This window comes from Pedobacter miscanthi (genome assembly GCF_003315595.1).
Lineage (GTDB): Bacteria > Bacteroidota > Bacteroidia > Sphingobacteriales > Sphingobacteriaceae > Pedobacter > Pedobacter miscanthi.
The window spans coordinates 84,951-105,478 of the sequence record NZ_QNQU01000002.1 but is presented as its reverse complement, the minus strand read 5'-3'; the positions used below and the strand labels follow the sequence as shown (position 1 = coordinate 105,478).

Here is a 20,528-nt window from a genome sequence, read left to right as displayed (position 1 = left end):
TGTCTGATTTTTTTGAAATACGCATCATTTCATAATACGTACATTAGTATATTCTAAACCGGATTATGTTAAATAGCAACGATCACTTTTATTCCAATCTGCCTGTAAATAAAATTCCATTATATCAGTTGCTGGTAAAAAACCGGCTATTTGAAGAAGTGCCTGCAGACTGGCATGTGATTATTACCGACATTAAAAGTTCAACAGCGGCGGTTAACGCGGGCCTGCACGAAAATGTAAACCTTATTGCCACAGGAAGCATTGTAGCTGTGCTCAACATTGCTTTCAAGGCCAACATTTCAATACCTTTTTTCTTTGGAGGGGATGGGGCAACGTTTATTGTTCCGTCCGGAATTACGGATGAAGTGATAAAATCATTATTGAAGTATAAAGAAAATACGCAGGGAAATTTTAACCTCGATTTAAGGGTAGGTATTGTGGCTGTTAAAGAAATTTATGCCCGGGGGCATAATCTCAGAATCAGCAGGTTCAGCAGTTCTGAAACGTTTTCCATTCCTGTTGTTTTAGGCGATGGTTTGGATTATGCCGAAAAACTGATCAAGGGTGATGATTACCTGTTATCAGGGCACGACACGGCCAGCGAAGAAATTGATTTAAGCGGGATGCAGTGCCGCTGGGATAAAATTGAGCCGCCAGAAAACAGTGAAGAGATTGTAACCTTGATTGTGGTTGCAGGAGATTTTACAAAACAGGCAGCTATGTTTAGCCAGGTGATTCATTGCCTTGATCAGATTTACGGGACGCCGGAAAAGCGTCAGCCCATTTCAGTGTCGAAATTAATCTTTAAAACAAGTTTTAACAGTTTGGGCAAAGAAATGAAACACCGTTTGGGAAAAATCAGGTTATTTGAACTGCTTAAATCCTGGTTCATTAATATTTACGGCTACATTTATTTCAGGACGGAGAGCGGCAAAAACTACCTTAAACAGCTTGTAGCCATGTCTGATACGCTGGTAATAGATGGAAGAATTAACACAGTTATTACTGGCACAGAACAGCAGCGTTTGGCTTTGCAGAAAGAGCTGGATATAATGGAAGCTAAAAATGACATTTTATATGGTTTGTATGTAAGTGGAGAATCGGTAATGTCGTGTTATGTAAGGGATCTGGTAGATGATCATATCCATTTTGTTGATGGTGCAGAAGGGGGATATACCCAGGCAGCAGGGGTATTGAAACAAAAAATCCGCAGTAAAATAAAAAAGGACCATAACATTTAACAAAAGCCCAAACATTTAGTGCAACTGCTTGTATGTTATATACCTGAAATGTTTAAGGTACTATCACGATAAGTAATTTAATCTTCAAAATATACATGACTAGCCAATCTAAGATTTTAAGCAGCGATCAACTGTTAAATGTACTCGCCCTATCGAAAGATGCAACAGCCATTTATACTTCAGAAAATATTGTAATTGAAATGGCCAATGATGCCATGATTGCCTTTTGGGGAAAAGACCGGTCAATTATCGGCAAACCGCTTGAGGAAGCAGTACCCGAGTTAAAAGGGCAGCCTTTTATTAATATGCTCAAAAATGTACTGCTTACGGGGATTACAGATAAAGGAGATGCAATTGCCGCCGAAACCATGAAAGATGGTAAGCTGCAAACGGCATACTACAGTTACGAATACAAGGCTATTAAAGACGAATCTGGTTTGCCCTATTGTATATTGCATACTGCAAGCGATGTTACCGACATGGTATATGCCCAAAAAGTAATCAAAGATACCGAACAGCAACGAGAGGCGCTTGATCAGGAACAGCTTATGATCAGTATAAAAGAGGATCAGCAAAAACATGATTTTATCAGTATGGTAAGTCATGAGTTGAAAACACCTTTAACTTCTATCAGTGCGTATGTGCAATTGATGCAGAAAAGAACGGTAGCAGATGATTTCATTATCAATACGTTAGATAAAGTTCAAAAGCAGATCCGTAAAATGAGCACCATGATCGGGTCTTTTTTAAATGTATCGCGGCTGGAGTCTGGAAAAATTCAACTATTCAGGTCTGATTTCGATATGGACAAGCTAATTTGTGATGTAGTTGAAGACGCCCGTTTAGTCCACTCGGCCTATCAGATCCATTTCATAGAAGGTGATCCTAAAATAATTAACGCAGATCGCGAAAAAATAGCTTCCGTAATTTCCAATCTGGTAAGTAATGCCATTAAATACTCTGAACCGGGCAGTGCTGTGGTGGTCGAATCTGAAATTGTAGAAGATAAGGTAAATGTTAGGGTCCGTGATCACGGCATCGGTATCAAACAGGAAGATATGGGAAGGCTTTTTGATCGTTTTTACCGGGTAGAAAGCCTTGAAACCAAAACCATTTCCGGCTTTGGCATCGGTTTATACCTTAGTGCAGAAATCATTGATCTGCATGATGGCAAAATTTGGGCAGAAAGTAATTATGGAGAAGGATCTACCTTTCATTTTCACATTCCACTAGCTTCTTTAAAAGATTAATTTGTGATTTAAAAACACAATTATGAATTCAATTTGTTAGTTTGCCATGAGTATTTTATCTATCAATCCCGTTAACGGCGAAGTTATAAAAACCTATCAGGAAGATTCTGTAGAAATAATTGAGCAGAAAATTAATCAGGCGCATGAGGCGTGGTTAACTTACAGGCAAACTGATCTTAATTCAAGGGCAAAGTTACTATTGGAGCTTTCAAAGCTTTTAACCGAACGCAAAGATCAACTGGCTAAACTGATGGCGCTGGAAATGGGTAAACCGTTACAGGCTGGTATTGCAGAAATCTTAAAATGTGCCTCAGTTTGCGAATATTATGCTAAAAATGGTGCTGAATTTCTTGCTGATCAAACCATAAAAACCAATGCCACAAAAAGTTATGTGAGTTTTCAACCAATAGGATTGGTTTTGGCCATTATGCCCTGGAACTTCCCTTTTTGGCAGGTGTTTCGTTTTTTAGCGCCTGCGTTAATGGCTGGTAATTGCGGGGTTTTAAAACATTCGTCGGGTGTTACAGGTTGTGCCATCGAAATAGAAAAGTTGGTTGAAGATGCCGGTTTTCCGGTTAATGTATTTAAAACACTGATCTGTAGCAATAATGCGATACCAAAAGTAATTGAACATCCAAATATTAAGGCAGTAACGCTTACCGGAAGTACTGAGGCTGGTAAAAAAGTAGCCGAACAGGCTGGTAAACTAATCAAAAAAACAGTTTTGGAACTAGGAGGGAGCGATCCTTACGTCGTTCTTGAAGATGCCAATCTCGAAAAGACAGCCAAAATATGTGCTGAAGCCAGGTTAATTAACAATGGCCAAAGCTGCATTGCTGCAAAAAGGTTTATCGTGGTTAAATCTGTGCTCGAAAAATTTACCGCGCTCTTTAAAGCTGAGATGGAAAGCAAAATAACCGGCAATCCATTACAGGAAAAAACCAATTTAGGGCCAATGGCCAGGGCCGAACTTCGCGATGAGCTGCACCAGCAGGTTTTACAAAGTATAAAACAAGGCGCAAAATGTATTTTGGGTGGCGAAATTCCGTCAATAGGTGGCAAACATGCCTATTACACGCCTACAATTTTAACTGATGTAAAAAAAGGCGTTTTGGCCTATGATGAAGAAATATTTGGACCGGTTGCAGCAATTATTGCTGCTGAAGATACTGAAAATGCCATCCGCATCGCTAATGATACCAATTTCGGGTTGGGAGCAGCCGTTTTTACAGAAAATCTGATATTGGCAGAAGATATTGCCCGGAATAAACTCGCAGCAGGTTCATGTTTTGTAAATGAAGGTGTAAAATCAGATCCTGCACTTCCTTTTGGTGGAATCAATCAATCGGGCTACGGGCGCGAATTGGGCATGTTCGGAATCCACGAATTTGTGAATATTAAAACGGTATACGTGAAGTGATGTAAGATGGGGGATGGAAAATGTTGAGTTTTAATAACCAATGATTAATTTTCAATGACCAAATGCGACCGTTTTAAAAATCCAGTTTGTCATCCTGAGCGTAGCGGAAGGATTTTTTGCAACACAACATCCTTAAATACCGTCATTTCGACCGTAGCGGAGAAATTAATCTCTAGATAGATCTTTCCGTTGCGCGCTGCTTCAGTCGAGATGACGACGTTTCTTTTAATACCTGCTTTCTTCCTATTTGTCGTCCTGAGCGTAGTCGAAGGATCTTTTGCAACACAACATCCTTAAATACCGTCATTTCGACCGTAGTGGAGAAATCTATCTCTAGATGGATCTCTCTTTTGCGCGCTGCTTAAGTCGAGATAACGACCTATTTTAGCGCATGTTTGCCTCGCGCTCTGCGACCTGTGTGGTTAGAAATTCCATCACTTTATTCCAGGTAAATATCTTTGCTAAAGTCGTTCTCCGCTACATCTGCAGATTGGGGCTGGATAATCACAAACTTAATTACATTGTATTCTGATTTTATCTTATCACGCAAGCGGTCGATCGCATTGGTTAAATCGGTGGTATTTAATTCGGCCTTAAAGGTAAGAATCAGCACCAGCAACACTTCTTTTGGCGATTGATATTGAGATAGAATACTTGTTACGGTAATTACATCCTGGTCATTTTCTACGAGATCTTTAATTTTCTGCTGGGTTTCTGAGGTTAAACCTTCGCCCATTAACAAACTACTGCTTTCCCTTGCCAAAATAAATGATACAAAAATGAGAAGGGTTCCGACTAATACAGAAGCCAGTCCATCCAAAAATGGCAGGTTTAAATTATGGCTTAGCACCATAAAAATAAAAACAATCAACAAACCTAAAACAGCGGCACCATCTTCAAACAGCACTAAAAAGCCTGAGGGATCTTTACTTTTAATAATGGCTTTCCACCAGGGCAGGCCCTTACGCGTTTTATTAAATTCTTTCATCGCGATAATCAGCGAAGCACCTTCGAAAATAAAAGATAAACCGAGCACTATGTAATTCCATGTGGGGTTTCCCAGAACTTCTGGATGGCGGATGTGCGCAATGCCCTGCGAGATTGAAACCACGCCACCTAAACCAAAAATCATGATGGATACAATGAACGACCAGAAATACAGTTCTTTACCATAACCAAATGGCCGTGATTTATCGGGTGGTTTTACACTTCTTTTTAAACCGTACAGTAATAAAAGCTGGTTACTGGTATCAACGGTGGAGTGGATGCCCTCGGCAATCATGGATGAGCTGTTGGTAAATGCCCCGGCGATAAATTTGGTTACTGCGATTAATAAATTGGCCGCTAAAGCGCTATAAATAGAATTGTTGGCTCTTGCCATAGGTTTAAGAAATATAAAAGGATTTATGTCTTAAACGGTTTTAAGCTGATTTGGTTTTGAAAGCTGAAACGAAAAAAGGTCCTTCATTTCGACCGTAGTGGAGAAATCTATGAAGATATGCTCCATAGATCTCTCTCCCTAATACTCGGGACGTTTCATACAATAGATTCGGATCGGGATAATGGTTTAAAAGAAATCCATCATTTCGACCGTAGTGGAGAAATCTATGGAAGATATGCTCCATAGATCTCTCGGTTTCACTTAACCTAATATCTCATCAATTAGTTTTATTTCAGCCTCACTAAAAGTAATATTATCTAAAGCTTTAATTGAATCAGTTATCTGCTCTAGTTTACTGGCACCTATCAATACTGAAGTAATACGGCTATCCTTTAAAATCCATGATAAAGCCATGTGCGCCAGCTTCTGTCCGCGTGATTTGGCAACTTCGTTTAATTTGCTGATTACTTCGATTTTCTCAGGCGTAATGTTACTTTCATTCAAAAAAACACCACTTGTTGCCACTCTCGAATCAGCCGGTATTCCGTGGAGGTATTTATCGGTGAGCAATCCCTGCGCCAGCGGAGAAAACGGAATACAACCCACTCCATTTTCTTCTAAAACATCAAGCAAACCACCTTCTACCCAACGCTCGAACATGGAGTATTTAGGCTGATGGATTAGACATGGCGTTCCGTTATCTTTTAAAATTTTAATCGCTTTTGCAGCTTCTTCTGCCTGATAATTTGAAATACCTACATATAGAGCCTTGCCTTGCTGAACCATTAAACTCAGGGTATCCATAGTTTCTTCAAGCGGGGTTTCAGGATCCGGACGGTGGTGATAAAAAATATCCACATAATCCAGTTTCATGCGTTTTAAACTTTGATCTAAACTGGATACCAGGTATTTTTTTGATCCCCAATCGCCATAAGGACCATCCCACATGGTGTATCCGGCTTTGCTCGAAATAATCATCTCATCGCGGTAGCCTTTAAAATCTTCGTGGAGGATTTTTCCGAAAACCTCTTCGGCCGATCCCGGGGGCGGACCATAATTATTGGCTAAATCGAAGTGTGTAATGCCATTGTTAAAGGCCGTATAAATTAAGTTTTTGCTATTTTCGAAAACATTAACATGTCCGAAGTTATGCCACAGGCCCAATGATATGGCCGGTAATTTAAGTCCGCTTTTACCACAGCGGCGGTATAACATTTTATCGTAACGATCTGCTGATATGTTGTGATTCATATTTTGGATTTGATTGGCGCAATAATAATCAGTTTTGGCGGATTATTATCAATATGGACGTATTTATTATCTCGCCACCTGCGGAAACTGTGAAATCCTTAACCGTGTTGATCCGTATGGAACCAGTGTGATTTCTTCAGCCTCTCTAGCCGTTTCAAACTGATAAATCATACTATAGGGGATAGGTCCTGCCATTTCGTTATACAGTTTCCATGAAGGGATGCGTTTTGCCTTGGTTTTGATCCGGATTGGCGCATTTTCAAGGTTCCATGGGTAATTATTGGTGCCGGCAATTTTCTCAACGGTAAAATTTTCTGCCAGTTTATCCGAGGGAATATTAAAAATAGCATAATTCCATGGTGTGGTGGGATGAATCTCATCAAAAGTATCGCCATAATCAATAGGGTCTTTAGTGTTCGTGATGGTTTTTACCTCTTCTCCGATTTTAAGTGCATAGGTAATCGGCCCGCGCTCAACCGAAACAGCATTTTCGAACCAGTTATTCTTAAAAATATGCATTGGCAAAGCCAGCTCTACCACATCGCCCGATTTCCAGTCGCGGTTTATTTTAATTACCTGGTTTCCCTTTGCGTTTTGCAAAACATTGCCGTTAATTCTGATGGTTGCTTCTGTGCACCACGATGGGATCCTTAAATGAAAAGGAAAATTTACTGTTTTTGATTTTTTGTCTAAGGTTAATGAAAACCTGATCGATTCTTCAAAGGGATAATTGGTTTCTTCTCTGATTATAATTTCTTTATCATCCTTTACTTTAAGTTTTACTTCGCTTGGCGAATATACCAAAGCGGCCACGCCTTTATCGGCAGTGGCATACCAGAGGTTTTGCGTAAATTTTGGCCAGCCCTGGTGCATGTTAGAGGTACAGCAGGGATAACCCGAAAGCAGGCCGTAACATAAATCGGTACCATGGTGGTTTACATCAAAATTATGCATTTGCCTGCTGATCATCACCTGATTTGCCTGCTGAAAATACTGACGTTTCAGGTAATCATCAGAACTTTGTGCGGGCAGGGTGTTAAATGCTATTTTTTCCAAACGATCGGCATAATCCAGATCGCCTGTAATTTCCAAAGCATTTTCGAGGGTAAACATCATTTCTACGGCTGTACAAAGTTCTGATCCCTGAGTAGGGTTATTGCCATGTAACGATTCATCTCCTCCAAACATGCCATTGGCAAAACCATTGTATTTATCTAAATCCTTAAAGCCTTTTTTAAGCGCATCCACATATTTTTGATCAGGATGCTGCTGATAGTAAACTAAAGGTTCTTTCATACCCTGAGCAAGGTTAACTGCATGAATACTGCCAAATTTTGTAAGCATATCACCATCCTTAAAGGCATTGGTAAAATCGAAAGTCTGTTTATGGATCAGATCGGCAAGTTCCAGTAAAAACTGGTCTCCGGTTTTATTGTAAAGCCAATAAACCACTGCCAGGTTATCTCCTGCACGGTACCTGGCCCAAAACGACCAATAATCTAAGGGCTTTGCGGGAAGTTCTTTTAACTGGTATTTAAAATAATTGGTCATCAGGGTAATGACCCTTTTATCATTTGTTGCCGAATAATACTGTTTTAAGATCTTTAACATCACCATTTTTGGCCACCAGTCTCTGCTGTTATCGCGTTGTAAACCGGCTTCCGGACCGTAATCTTTAATCGGACCGAAATACCCGTCGGGTTGTTGACTTTTTATGGCCCATTCTACCCAGGGTTTGGTTTTGGCAATTAATTCTTTGTCATCTAAAATGTAAGCGAGAGGTAAAAGCCCGTCTACCCAGTAGGGTCCCCGTTCCCATTGATCGCCGTCGCCACCCAGCCAGCCATTGCGCTGTCCCATTACCGAAGGATAGAGTTTATCAAGATTACCTGTTGCACCGGTTTTTTGTCTGATGAGCATTTCTTTCAGCCAGCCTTGGGCTTTAATCGCACCCAAAGGTAATTCGAGATAAGGGTTTTGTCGTAAGGCGACTTGCTGTGCCTGTGCAAAACTTGTGCTGCCCACACAGAGCAGAATAATTTTGAGTAAATGTTTAAGGTTCATTCGGTCAGGTTTGTTTTATGGTTCAGGTTTTTGGTTATATCCAAAGAAGTCAGGTTTTAGAAACCTTATTTCTTTTTATTTAAGAACTGTAATGGGAGGTAACAATTTGTATACAGTTTTTAGTTGTTCTACGTTTTGTTATCATTGTTTCTACAAATCGTCTCATAGATGTTATTTGTATTGAAATTTTTAAAAACAGATGCCTTCACAATCATCTAAAACGTTTTATTTGTAAAGTTAAGTGATATACTTATATTTAAAAACTCAAATAAAATTCTAAACCAAGTATTCCATTTTATGAAATTAAAATCATTAGCGGGCCTCGGCGTTCTGGCTGCAATCGGGTTAGCATCATGCCAGTCTGAATCCAAAAAAACTTCATCAACGGATAGTTTGAAAAGCGATTCTTCAGCAGTAGTAACATTAGTTGCCGATTCTTTTAAGAAAGAAATTGACGGTAAACAAACTGCTTTATACACCTTAAAAAACAAAAATAACGCTGAAGCAATTTTTACCAATTACGGCGGACGTTTGGTGAGTTTACTGGTGCCAAATAAAGACGGGAAACTGGTTGATGTAGTGGTAGGTTTTAAAAGTGTAAGCGATTATGAAAAATCAACAGAGCCTTATTTTGGTGCAACCATTGGTCGTTATGGCAACCGCATAGCTAAAGGGAAATTTACTTTAGAGGGTAAAACCTATTCGCTGTTTACCAATAACGGGCAGAATACATTACATGGCGGTAAAAAAGGCTATCAATATGTGGTTTGGGATGCTACCCAGCCAAATGCCAGTACGTTGGTGCTACATTATTTATCGAAAGACGGAGATGAAAATTTCCCAGGAAACTTAGATGTTAAGGTAACCTATACGTTAACGGATGACAATGAACTGAAAATGGATTATGAGGCCAAAACAGATAAAACCACAGTTGTTAATTTAACCAACCATGCCTTTTTTAACTTAAACGGCGATGGAAGCGGCACCATTTTAAACCATGAGGTTCAGATTTATGCGGATGGTTATACGCCTGTAGATTCGACTTTGATCCCAACCGGAAAAATCGAAAAAGTTGCCGGTACACCTTTTGATTTTACAAAAGCAACTACAATAGGTGCACGTATTAACGATAAAAACGAACAGTTAACTTTTGGTAAGGGCTACGATCATAATTATGTTTTGAATAAAACAAAGGCTATGGGCATGTTCCACGCGGCAACTGTTAAAGGCGATAAATCGGGTGTGGTGATGGATATTTACACGCAGGAGCCTGGTTTACAGTTTTATAGCGGTAACTTTATGCAAAGCAAAAATACTTTTAAATCTGGCGCAAAAGATGATTTCAGAACGGCCATTGCCATGGAAACACAGCACTTTCCCGATTCTCCAAATCAGCCTGCGTTCCCTTCAACAGTATTAAAACCGGGGCAGTTATATAAAACAAGTTCTATCTACAAATTTACCAAATAATTAATTTGGTAATCCCTACATCTTTGATGATAACATGTATACGGCTTGTGGCAACACAGGCCGTATCTGTTTAAAAAAGATCCTGCAAAATAGGGTCGGTATAATCTTCAATAAAGGCAATAATGTTGTTATATGCCGTAAATTCTTCTTTTGTATGCATGGTGGTGAGTGCTACGCATTTCATCCCGGCATTTTGTGCCGCTTCAACACCTTTTGGGGCATCTTCAAAAACGATACAATTGCTGGCATTTACGCCTAAAATCTGAGCGCCTTTGGTAAAGGTTTCAGGATCGGGTTTACTGTTTACCACATCATCGGCACTTACTATGGTTTTAAAATAATGGCGGATATTTAAATTATCGAGTACGAAATTAATATTAAAAGGAATCGCTGCCGATCCTATAGCCATTTGTATACCCGTTTGTTTTGCCTTTTCTAAAAAATCGCCCAAACCGGCAATCAGTGTTAAATGTTTTTTGTATGCAGCCTGGTACCTGTGCTCTTTTTCGATAGAGATTTGATCAATCTGCTCCTGTGTGAAATGACCAACACCGAAAACACGTTCCAAAAGATCCTGGTTTTTACCGTACATCTGTTTTTTTACTGCTTCGAAGCTGATATTTGCACCTAAATCCTGAGTAAGGATATTATGCCATGCGTGGTTATGAAAAGCCATGTCGTTAATCATGGTACCATTGAGATCGAAAAGAAAAGCTTTGGGTTTATCGTTTGTCATGCCCGCAAAATTATCAGATTTTTCCAATCGTCATGTTAAAATACGGTCACCATTCCAAAATTTAACATTTATATTGTTCCATAAATAATGAAACAAAAAAGCGACGGAAAATAAATTTAGCTTAGATTGTAATTTATTATCGGATGAACCGTTTGGGTATTTGAAATGCCGCATACAAGTTATAGATTACATTTTTAATCGCAACCTAATATTATGACTGCTGAAAAGCACGAGAGTGATCGTCTAATCGAATATTTAAAACATTTACAGCCGCTTAGTGATCAGGTTGCTGCGCGTATAAAAGCAGAAACATTTAAAGTTTCTGTGCGGAAAAACGATATTCTTCCATGCGTTGATCAATTAAACGGAGATTATCTGTTTTTTGTGACAAAGGGCCTGCTGCGTAGTTATATTGTAGATGAAGGAAAAGATATTACGGCCTGGCTAACAGATGAGGACCACTTAATCGGAAGCATCCGGAATCCGGCAATGCTTAAACCCACCTACGAAGAGAAATTCCAGGCATTGGAAGATTCAGAGCTGCTGATCCTGCCTTATCGTTTTATTGATGCGTTATATGAGCAGTTTCCAGAAACCAATATACTTGCCAGAAAAATTCTGGCCATAAATTACCATATATCGCAGGAACGGTCTGTTTTATCCAGGATACCTTCTGCCGAAGCCCGTTACCGTCAATTTAAAAATGGACACCCTACAATGCAACACAGGGTACCCTTAAAATACCTGGCAAGTTATTTAGGGATCAGGATAGAAACGCTGAGCAGGATTAGAAAGAAAGAAAAACAGGAAGGGAAAGATTAAGGCTTAACCGCTTTTTTAAAATAAAAATAACAAAGCGGAAAAAGGCAGATCAATCCCAATAAAAAGCCACCTACCGTATCAGTAAACCAGTGTGCGCCCAAATATATCCTGGATGGCGCAATCGTAATCACCAGAAACGCTGATAAAAAGGAAATGATATTTCTGGTAATTTTAGGTATATCTTTCAGATGATTCATTAAAATAATAAGAAATCCAAAAAACAGGGTATAAGAGAGTACGTGTCCGCTTGGGTAACTCTGAAAACGGTTTACCTCAACCAAACGAACATAAAATGCAGTTGGTCTGGGTCGGTTAATGATATTCTTTATGCCTAGGATAATTAAACCTGATAATAAAACAGTTGAAATAAATATGCCTTCGCGTTTATATTTCTGCCAGTAGAAAATAGCCGCAACAATTACCACAGATAGCAGCGAAAAAGGCAGTTCTCCGAAAAAGCTGATCGCCAGCATTACTTTATCCAGCCAATCGGCATGGTATTGTTGTATAAACAGTGATGTTTTGATATCAAAAGCTAATATGGGATGCTGGGCAATGAAAAAGCTTAATCCTGTAAAGGCAGCAATAAGTAAAAGGAGGATAAAAATTAACGTATTTCGTTTTAGTATAGCAGGCATAGGCAGGTTAAAAGTCAAAACTATGAATTTTATGGCAATAGATTCAAAAAAACAAAGCTTTTTGAAATTTGATGTGCTGCAATAGTCAAAACAGTTAGAAAATATTATCTTTATTTCTTTAACGAATCTCACATGCAGGAAAATCACCCGACTGAAAGTGCGTCAGAAAGCAATTTTAACGAAAGCTTGTGCGCCAACTGTCAATTAAACATTTATGAACCCGGGCACGCCGTAAATTTATGTTCTGATTGTAGAAAAAAGCTAATTAAATTCCCCATTCCAAAATGGATCAGGTTTTTCGCGCTGGGTATCCTGACGGTGATGGTTATCAGCCTGGTGCGTACACAACAGTATATCTCTGCAGCCATCCACCTGGGGAAAGCCGAAAATGCCATTGATCAAAAACATTTTTTAACGGCAAAACGCGAGCTTGCTTTAGTACTCAATAAGTTTCCGGCTGATTTTAATGCCAATGCGTATATGATGGTTGCAAGTGCCTATACTTTCGATTTTCAGGCATACCAGATTGCCTATGCAAAGATTGCAGATGTAAAAACCGATGATCAGGACTTATTCAACACTGTAAATACTGCGTCGGATTATATAAGTCAGGTATTCCCTAAAGACACGTTGATGTATAAGCGTATTGTTGCCGTTGCAAATGATAAGGTAAAATTATTGGCTATGGTAGACAGCACAGATGAAATTGTATTAAAAGTTCATATCGCCAATTTTTTATATGAAACAAAAGATTATGACCATGTAGAAGGCATTGTAAACAAGGTATTGGCTACAGATCCGAATTTTTATCAGGCATTGAGCTTACTTACTGCCGTTAAAAGAAATACGGCAAATATGATGAAGCTTTGGCAATATGCGATCGTTTACTGGCATTTAACGCCGAAGATATTTATGTTTTAGCGCAAAAAGCCAGAATTGAGCTTAAGCGCAAACATGATAAGGAAGCTGCTGTATTTGTTTCACAGGCCCTGGCCCTCAATCCGGATGATGATAGCGCCATGGAAGCAAAAGCCATGGTAGATTATTTTGCCGGTAGAAAAAAAGAAAGCCTCGCAAGTTTGGCCAGGATAAGAGCACACGAAACAAAATCCGGTGATAGTACGATATCAAAACGTTTATCACCAATTATAACAGGTTCAGAAATTTACAGATAATCAGAAAATCACATCATGTTTATTCCAGGTATTTTTATCAGTATTGCCACGTTTCCGGGCGTAATTGTACACGAGCTTGCCCACCAGCTTTTTTGCAGGTTATTTAAAGTGCCCGTGTTTGAAGTTTGTTATTTCAGGACTGAAAATCCGGTTGGTTACGTCATCCACGAACCCACCTCAAAGGTTTATCAAACGGTATTCATTTCGGTAGGTCCGTTTATTGTGAACTCGCTGTTGTGTTTTATCATCGGTTTTTCTGCTTCGCTGCAGTTTAAATTCGATTCGGCTAATGTTTTGGATTATTTGCTGATGTACCTCGCCATTTCGATAGGGGCACATGCTTTTCCGAGTACAGGAGATGCAAATGTGCTGTGGAATGCGGTCGTGAAATCTAACACAACATCATGGCTGTCTAAAATTGTAGTTACGCCCATAGTGGGTTTTATCTACGCAGGAGCATTGGGATCTTTCTTTTGGCTCGATATCATTTATGGCGGAGCCGTAGCTTTAGGTTTACCTTATCTGATTATTAAATTTTTGGTGTAATAAAAACTACAGTACTGAGAAATATTCATCAAGGAAATAAAACGATTCATCAAGGAAATATGCCTATATGTATAATGAATTATGAAATATTAAAAGGATTTTGAATCTTCGAATCAGATAATAAGGATATCTATGCTTACGAGGTTGGCATGATTAAGTTCCTGCCGACTGAAGAGGCACTACTTCACTGACATTTTTTCCAAAATAATAACTTTTCTTAACGCTCAAACCGAAGCCTACCTCCTTAAAATGAGGGGAAGCCTAGGTTTTTTATTTTTTCAGCCCAACGGGCAGTTAAACGAAAACATTAATTGCTTACGTTTTGAGTATGATATAAAAAAGAATATGGAAAAGTGGCCGATTGGTGTAGTTTTAAACTAACTTTAAAGGGTTAAATGATTACTTTACAACAATCTGCTTCGGATCGGTTACCACAATCTGGGTTTTACCTTTAAACTCGCTTACAATTCCTGTAACACAGATTTTGTTTCCCATAAACATGCTGGCGGGTTCTGATGGAAACTTACTTTCATCTTCCTTATTAATTACTACCGTAATCAGTTCTTTTGGGTAAGCACCACCTAAATTGATCAGCGTTAACTTATCCAGGCCCTTCGTACTGTAAACCGAATCGCAGATGGTTACATTTTTACCAACATACTGGCCGGCATCTTTAGCCAGTACCAAAGTTTGGCTTTTTGCATAAAATGCTGTGGCCAGTAAAAACAGAAGGAGGGATAATTTTTTCATGTTGATGGGATGAATCATTATAACCGGGCAAAATGCCCTGATCAATTTGTTTAGCAGCCAAAGTTAAGGCGAATTTGACAGAAATCAATAACAAAATCAAAACACGCACAAATATTACATCTTGAAGATTTTCTCCTGAGGGGAATATTTTATAAATTGTATGAAATAATGCCAACCAAATATTTTGAGCCAGTATGAAAGTAGATTACATTGCTTTATCTGTACCCGTATTTTTTATCCTGATCGGGATTGAACTGGCATATAATTTCTATAAAAAGTTAAATTATTACCGGCTTAACGATAGTATTGCCAATTTAAGCCAGGGGATAGGGCAGCAGCTTACCGGCATTTTTATGAAAACAGCCCTGTTTTTTGGTTATAAATACATTTTTGAGCACTGGCGTTTGTTCGAGCTGCCCAAAACCATCTGGATCTGGATTCTTTTATTTATTGGTGTCGATTTCTTCTATTACTGGTTCCACCGGATGAGTCATCAGGTAAATGCTTTATGGGCCGCACATATTGTACACCACCAGAGTGAAGAATATAATTTAACGGTAGCGCTGCGTCAAAGCTGGTTTCAGGGCTGGTTTAGCTGGGTGTTTTACCTGCCATTGGCTTTTGTTGGGTTTGATCCGATTATGTTTTTAACCCTGAGTTCATTTAACACACTCTACCAGTTTTGGATCCATACCCGGGCGGTTAAAAATATGGGCTTTCTGGAATATATATTGAATACACCATCGCATCACCGTGTACACCACGGCTCCAATCCTAAATACATCGATAAAAACCATGCCGGTACCTTAATCATCTGGGACCGCATTTTTGGTACTTTCCAAAAAGAAGAGGAAGAAGTTTATTATGGTATTACAAAGCCACTGGCCAGCTGGAACCCGGTTTGGGCAAACCTTCACTATTGGGACGATCTGGTAAAAACCGCCAGGCAATCACCCAAACTGAGCGATAAAATCAAGGTTTTTATCAAACCTCCGGGTTGGTTCCCCGCGCATTTGGGTGGTTTTCAATCTGCACCCGAAATTAATCCGTTAACCTATCAGAAATACAATCCCGTATATCATTCTAAATTAACGGGATATGTGTTGGTGCAGTTTCTGGTTGCACTGCTTGCCGGTTCGGTTATATTGTTCTCCTACCATAAAATGGATATTCTAGCATTGATCTGTGGTTCCTTTTTCACTATACTCACGCTAATCACCTGTGGTGCTTTGTTAGAGCAGAAAACATGGCAGATAAAGTTTGAATATTTCAGGTTATTTTTTGGCCTGTTGTTAATTATTATTTTGAAAATCCCGGTAGGATATCAGGTAATTTTTGCAGCAATCCAGTTAATATCCGTAATTTGGTTCTTTAATTTGCAAAAGGCAAATCCCAATCCTGATGAAGACTAAACTATATTCCTTTATGTTTTTTCTGGTATTTATTGTTCAGCTGTATGCAGAATATACCAATAATATACAACTCCGTTATTTCTCTAAACCTTTAATTGTTGTGGTGCTTTTGGTATGGCTTTATGTGGGTTCCAACCTGAAAGGACGTTTCCATAAGCGGATTTTTACAGGCCTGATTTTCGCATGGGCAGGAGATATATTGCTGATGCTGCAAAATGGAAGAACTACTTATTTTATCTTCGGACTTCTTGCATTTTTAATATGCCATATTTTTTACATCAGGGCTTTTACACTCGATCATAAATCCAATCCAAGTCATAAAACACCCTATTTTCTATGGGCAGTGGGCGCTTTTGCCATTTTTTGTTCAGGTTTGTTCTTTTACCTGCAACCACATCTCGGCCCTATGCAATTTCCTGTATTAATGTATGCTATAATCATCTGCGTAATGGCCCTGATGGCAGTAAACCGTTATGGAAAGGTGAATATTTTCAGTTTTAAACTAATACTTTATGGCGCGTTGTTTTTCTTGCTGTCTGATAGTGTTTTAGCAGTTAGTAAATTTGCCCAACCTATTCTGCAAAGTGGTGCTTTAATTATGGCTAGTTATATGATAGCCCAGTATTTAATTGTTTATGGTACTATTGAGCGAAAACTTGTGGTAACCAAAACGGAGGTATAACATTTTCTTTATTAGAAAAGCAAGGTACGGTGGTAATGGGTCAGGGTAGTCCTGCCATCGTTCCAATCTTTTTAATCAGGTGCTGTTAGTGCTTTGAATAAGGAGGAAGCGTATCGGTTACAGCTGCTTCGTGCCTCAGCATTACGCGTTATGATCGTTGCAAATTAAAAAGGATTTCCACTTCATCAGGTTTATTTCGGTTTGGGTAGTGCATAAGAGGACGCGTTATGTCGGGAAACAATTTAATGCCTGTCAGGAATTATCCTCTTATATACAAACGAATAATGTTCGCATTATGATTTACATGGTGAAAATTCCTGTAAATCTGTTAGTTGCAGCTAACCGGTAAACCTATTTCTTCTCTTTGTCCAATACGGTAAAAGTTTGTACCAGGCGTTCACCATTTTCATCAACAAGTGTTAAAGTATGTTTGCCAGGCGGCGGACTAATGGCCAGCTGATGAAAATTAGTGGTGGTGGCCACATATTCGTTATCAATGTGCCAGTATATTTTTGAGCTGGAATTTCGATGTGCAGCATTGACTACAATTTTACCTCTTGTACCATCAAGTTCCAATGGAATATACACTATAGCGTTATTTTTAGGATAAATTACTTCCATTACGCTATTTCCGCCTGCAGGGTTGCAACCTTCTTTAAAAGGAGGGAGGTTTTTATAATCGCTGTTTTTAATTTTGTAGTAATATTCCATTGCCGGTGGTAAAATGAACCAGCTTTTATGTTGCATATTGGTTACACTTTCGCACTGATCGGTAACCCTGTAAGCACCGGTTTTATCCAAATGAACCAATTTATGATAAGGACAAACGACAGTTTTTTCTCCTGAAACCGGAACCAGCTCTTCTACCACATCAGTACAGTATTCTCCCGCTTTGTAACCACTTTGTTTGCATATTTTGAGCTTTTTGAGTTTAGTAACAGGGGTTTCGAACCATTTCCCGTTAGGCAATAACCTAAAAATATCGAATAATACGGGTGCCGCTGCTTCAATTCCCACTAAACCAGGTCTTCCTTCGCCATCGGCATTACCTACCCAAACACATACCACATAATTTGGAGTTAAGCCTACTGCCCATGCATCACGGAAACCAAAGCTGGTTCCGGTTTTCCAGGCTACCCTTTGCGATGAAGAAAACTGTTCCCACAAACCTTCATCTCCCGGCCGCATCACTTCTTCCATAGCATTAAAGGTGGCCCATATTGCACCATGATCTAAAAACGAGTTCCGCTGATAATCTTTTTCGTCTCTTTCTTCGCGATTGTAATAAGTGGCCGCTTTATAATCTTCAGGATCGTAAAGGCCTTTATAGGTGTTGAAATGGTTTAAAGTGCGTACCATGCCCATATAGGTATTGGCCAGATCCCACATGGTTACTTCGCTGCCACCTAAAATTAAAGATAAACCATAATGGTCGGCTGGCTGATTTAATGCGCTGATGCCAAGTTTTTTGAGTTTATCGTAAAAACGTTCGTACTTGTATTGCTGCAGCATTTTTACAGCAGGTATATTTAGCGAGCGGCTTAAGGCTTTATCTGCTGCAATGGCACCATCATAACCCAAGTCGTAGTTTTGTGGCGAATAACCGGCAATTTGTGTCGGAATATCAGGAATTAAGGTGTGGGGCAATATAAAACCATCGTTCATCATACTGGCATATAACAAAGGCTTTAATGTACTGCCAGGACTGCGGGCTGCTTTAATCATATCTACATGACTTTGCAGATCAACATTTTCGGGCTGATAGATATTTCCTACATAACTCACCACCTTACCTGTACGTGCATCTAGTATCAGTGCCGAAATGTTATTAATGTCGTTGGCGCGATAGCGGTTATTATAGCGCTTTAATATGGCATTTACCTTTAGCTGGATGTTTTCGTCTAAAGTAGAGGTAATCCTGGTCGATTTTATATCCAGGCTTTTCTGTTCGGCTTTAAAACGGTTTAATAAGTGTGGTGCATTTTGCGGTAAGGCCATCGGTTTGCCCGGAACAGGCTCTAATTTTGATAAATTGGCCGTTGCCTGATCAATGTATTTAAGCTGAGCAAGTTTATCCAATAAATCGTTCCTTTTTTTGATCAGTCTGGTGGAATTTTTACCCGGGTGAACCAAAGATGGGCTGTTGGGAAGCACCGCTAAAGTAGCCATTTCGCCCCACGAAAGGTTTTTTGCGTCGCGACCGTAATAACGCCAGCTGGCAGCCTCCAAACCTACAACATTGCTTCCAAAGGGCGCGTTGGCCGCATATAAACCTAAAATTTCTTCTTTCGAATATTTAATTTCCAAACGGAAGGCCAAAATAACTTCCAGGAGTTTTTGCCATAATGTACGATCCTGTTTTCGCGATAGTCGGATTACCTGCATAGTTAAGGTACTGCCTCCGCTCACCACACTTTTAGCCCGCCAGTTTTGACGCATGGCCCTGCTCATGGCTAAAATATCTACGCCAAAATGGTTATAGAATCTTTTATCTTCAAAAGCAATGATGCAATCCTTAAATTTTACCGGAACACTATCGGCGACAGGGAAGCGCCACTGTCCGTCGCTGGCAATTGCAGCACTTAATAAATTACCATTGCTGGCTTCGATAACGTAGGAGGTAGGTGTTTTGAAAAGTTTTGAGGGTAATGAAAGTAGAAATGCCAAAAGCAAGGCAAAACAAATCAGATCGGAAATGAGGAATGCTTTTGGGGTTTTGTTCATTTGTTTTTGGTATCTCTAGTCGTAGCGTCTCGCTACGACATTTATTTGTTTTATTTTTGAATTCCTGGTCTTAGCGTCTCGTTGAGACCTGAAATTACTTAATACTAATTTATTTATAGGTCGTAGCGAGACGCTACGACCAGACTTGTTTAATGTTATTTATTTATTGCGGTCGTAGCGAGACGCTACAACTAGAGTAGTTTAATAATATTTATTCATTCGATAATAATAACTTCAACTTGTCCCTTCCTAATTTGATAATAATCGCCAGCAGCACTACTATTAATCCAATCTTCCTCATTCTCCACAAAGCCAGCCTTTACAGGGTTTTGGTGGATGTAATTTAAACGCTGGTCTAAAAATTCATTTGTATCTAATTCTATGGGATGGTTGTGTTGCTGCCAAAATTGAAAGTCCTTATTTCTTCCATTTTTAATTCCAAAATCTTTCATGGTTTTTAACATCCATGATTTTCGACTTTCAATTGTACTATTTTCAATAGCTTTCCTGATATGTCTTGATGTAAAACTCTTGAAATCTCTTACAATATCAGATAATACTCCATTTTCGGTTCCAATAATTAAATGAATGTGATTTGTCATGATGCAATAGGCATATAGATCTAATCCTTTTTCTTTTTGGCAATATTTCAAACTGTCATAAATAATATCCACGTATTCTTGTCTTATAAACACGTCTATCCAATCAACAACGGTGAACGTAACAAAGTAAAGATTGGAATTATCATGAAATCTATACTTTCTTCCCATTTTTTTTAAGTTCCGGTTTTACCATCTCGATCTCTAGTCTTAGCGTCTCGCTGAGACATAAAATTATTTCTTTGCTTCCTAGTCAATCCTAATTTATTTATAGGTCATAGCGAGACGCTACAACTAGAAAAGTCAATTTATATATAGGTCGTAGCGAGACGCTACGACCAGTACTCTTGGAACCTGGGAGGTTTAA

18 protein-coding genes are annotated in these 20,528 nt (G+C 39.1%); 10 read left to right on the top strand and 8 right to left on the bottom strand.

Features of this window, described 5'->3' with window-relative positions:
• Window positions 1–65: 65 nt before the first annotated feature.
• From DRW42_RS02490 to DRW42_RS02480, 3 genes are all read left to right on the top strand, one after another.
• Window positions 66–1,241: a DUF3095 domain-containing protein gene (locus tag DRW42_RS02490; RefSeq protein ID WP_113947268.1), complete on the top strand. Its 1,176-nt coding sequence runs from the start codon at window positions 66–68 to the stop codon at window positions 1,239–1,241.
• Between the two features lie 95 nt (window positions 1,242–1,336).
• Complete coding sequence (locus tag DRW42_RS02485) at window positions 1,337–2,491, top strand: sensor histidine kinase (protein WP_113947267.1); 1,155 nt, start codon at window positions 1,337–1,339, stop codon at window positions 2,489–2,491.
• Between the two features lie 46 nt (window positions 2,492–2,537).
• Complete coding sequence (locus DRW42_RS02480; protein ID WP_113947266.1) at window positions 2,538–3,911, top strand: NAD-dependent succinate-semialdehyde dehydrogenase; 1,374 nt, start codon at window positions 2,538–2,540, stop codon at window positions 3,909–3,911.
• A 439-nt stretch (window positions 3,912–4,350) separates the two neighbouring features.
• Here the strand turns inward: DRW42_RS02480 and DRW42_RS02475 are convergent, their stop codons facing one another.
• From DRW42_RS02475 to DRW42_RS02465, 3 genes are all read right to left on the bottom strand, one after another.
• A complete protein-coding gene (locus DRW42_RS02475) occupies window positions 4,351–5,292 on the bottom strand; it encodes a cation diffusion facilitator family transporter (RefSeq protein ID WP_113947265.1) in 942 nt (313 codons plus the stop codon).
• Window positions 5,293–5,553: 261 nt separating this feature from the next.
• The gene (gene mgrA / locus DRW42_RS02470; protein WP_113947264.1) at window positions 5,554–6,543 is read right to left on the bottom strand and encodes an L-glyceraldehyde 3-phosphate reductase; all 990 of its coding nucleotides are present in this window, start codon (window positions 6,541–6,543) and stop codon (window positions 5,554–5,556) included.
• Window positions 6,544–6,609: 66 nt separating this feature from the next.
• On the bottom strand, window positions 6,610–8,607 hold the full coding sequence (locus tag DRW42_RS02465; RefSeq protein ID WP_113947263.1) for a beta-L-arabinofuranosidase domain-containing protein: 1,998 nt from the start codon (window positions 8,605–8,607) through the stop codon (window positions 6,610–6,612).
• 297 nt (window positions 8,608–8,904) lie between these two features.
• Here DRW42_RS02465 and DRW42_RS02460 point away from each other — a divergent pair, with 297 nt between their 5' ends.
• Window positions 8,905–10,077, top strand: coding sequence for an aldose epimerase family protein (locus tag DRW42_RS02460; protein ID WP_113947262.1), 1,173 nt, complete (start codon window positions 8,905–8,907; stop codon window positions 10,075–10,077).
• 70 nt (window positions 10,078–10,147) lie between these two features.
• Here DRW42_RS02460 and DRW42_RS02455 read toward each other — a convergent pair whose 3' ends face one another.
• Window positions 10,148–10,813, bottom strand: a complete 666-nt coding sequence (locus tag DRW42_RS02455; RefSeq protein ID WP_113947490.1) for an HAD family hydrolase — start codon at window positions 10,811–10,813, stop codon at window positions 10,148–10,150.
• Window positions 10,814–11,026: 213 nt separating this feature from the next.
• Here DRW42_RS02455 and DRW42_RS02450 point away from each other — a divergent pair, with 213 nt between their 5' ends.
• The gene (locus DRW42_RS02450) at window positions 11,027–11,635 is read left to right on the top strand and encodes a Crp/Fnr family transcriptional regulator (protein ID WP_113947261.1); all 609 of its coding nucleotides are present in this window, start codon (window positions 11,027–11,029) and stop codon (window positions 11,633–11,635) included.
• Here the strand turns inward: DRW42_RS02450 and DRW42_RS02445 are convergent.
• Window positions 11,632–12,273, bottom strand: coding sequence for a phosphatase PAP2 family protein (locus DRW42_RS02445; RefSeq protein WP_113947260.1), 642 nt, complete (start codon window positions 12,271–12,273; stop codon window positions 11,632–11,634). The two genes, DRW42_RS02450 and DRW42_RS02445, sit on opposite strands and share 4 nt — an antisense overlap.
• Window positions 12,274–12,405: 132 nt before the next feature.
• Between DRW42_RS02445 and DRW42_RS02440 the strand changes: the two genes are divergently transcribed.
• The 3 genes from DRW42_RS02440 to DRW42_RS02430 are packed head-to-tail and all read left to right on the top strand — an operon-like array spanning window position 12,406 to window position 13,994.
• On the top strand, window positions 12,406–13,194 hold the full coding sequence (locus DRW42_RS02440; protein WP_113947259.1) for a hypothetical protein: 789 nt from the start codon (window positions 12,406–12,408) through the stop codon (window positions 13,192–13,194).
• Window positions 13,140–13,448, top strand: a complete 309-nt coding sequence (locus tag DRW42_RS02435) for a tetratricopeptide repeat protein (protein WP_113947258.1) — start codon at window positions 13,140–13,142, stop codon at window positions 13,446–13,448. Before DRW42_RS02440 ends, DRW42_RS02435 begins: the two co-directional genes overlap by 55 nt.
• 15 nt (window positions 13,449–13,463) lie before the next feature.
• On the top strand, window positions 13,464–13,994 hold the full coding sequence (locus DRW42_RS02430; RefSeq protein WP_208643479.1) for a metalloprotease family protein: 531 nt from the start codon (window positions 13,464–13,466) through the stop codon (window positions 13,992–13,994).
• A gap of 399 nt (window positions 13,995–14,393) precedes the next feature.
• Here DRW42_RS02430 and DRW42_RS02425 read toward each other — a convergent pair whose 3' ends face one another.
• Window positions 14,394–14,744, bottom strand: a complete 351-nt coding sequence (locus DRW42_RS02425) for a single stranded DNA-binding domain-containing protein (RefSeq protein WP_113947256.1) — start codon at window positions 14,742–14,744, stop codon at window positions 14,394–14,396.
• Between the two features lie 194 nt (window positions 14,745–14,938).
• On the opposite strand from DRW42_RS02425, the gene DRW42_RS02420 reads away from it, so the two are divergent.
• Both DRW42_RS02420 and DRW42_RS02415 read left to right on the top strand, forming a co-directional pair.
• Entirely contained in the window at window positions 14,939–16,156 is a 1,218-nt protein-coding gene (locus DRW42_RS02420) for a sterol desaturase family protein (protein ID WP_113947255.1), read from the top strand.
• Entirely contained in the window at window positions 16,146–16,838 is a 693-nt protein-coding gene (locus tag DRW42_RS02415) for a lysoplasmalogenase (protein ID WP_113947254.1), read from the top strand. The genes DRW42_RS02420 and DRW42_RS02415 overlap by 11 nt, the downstream gene beginning before the upstream one ends.
• Before the next feature lie 351 nt (window positions 16,839–17,189).
• Here DRW42_RS02415 and pbpC read toward each other — a convergent pair whose 3' ends face one another.
• Complete coding sequence (gene pbpC, locus DRW42_RS02410; RefSeq protein WP_113947253.1) at window positions 17,190–19,562, bottom strand: penicillin-binding protein 1C; 2,373 nt, start codon at window positions 19,560–19,562, stop codon at window positions 17,190–17,192.
• Window positions 19,563–19,777: 215 nt separating this feature from the next.
• Window positions 19,778–20,332 carry an REP-associated tyrosine transposase gene (locus tag DRW42_RS02405; RefSeq protein ID WP_113947252.1) on the bottom strand — a complete coding sequence of 185 codons (555 nt, stop codon included), beginning with the start codon at window positions 20,330–20,332 and terminating at the stop codon, window positions 19,778–19,780.
• Between the last annotated feature and the right edge of the window lie 196 nt (window positions 20,333–20,528).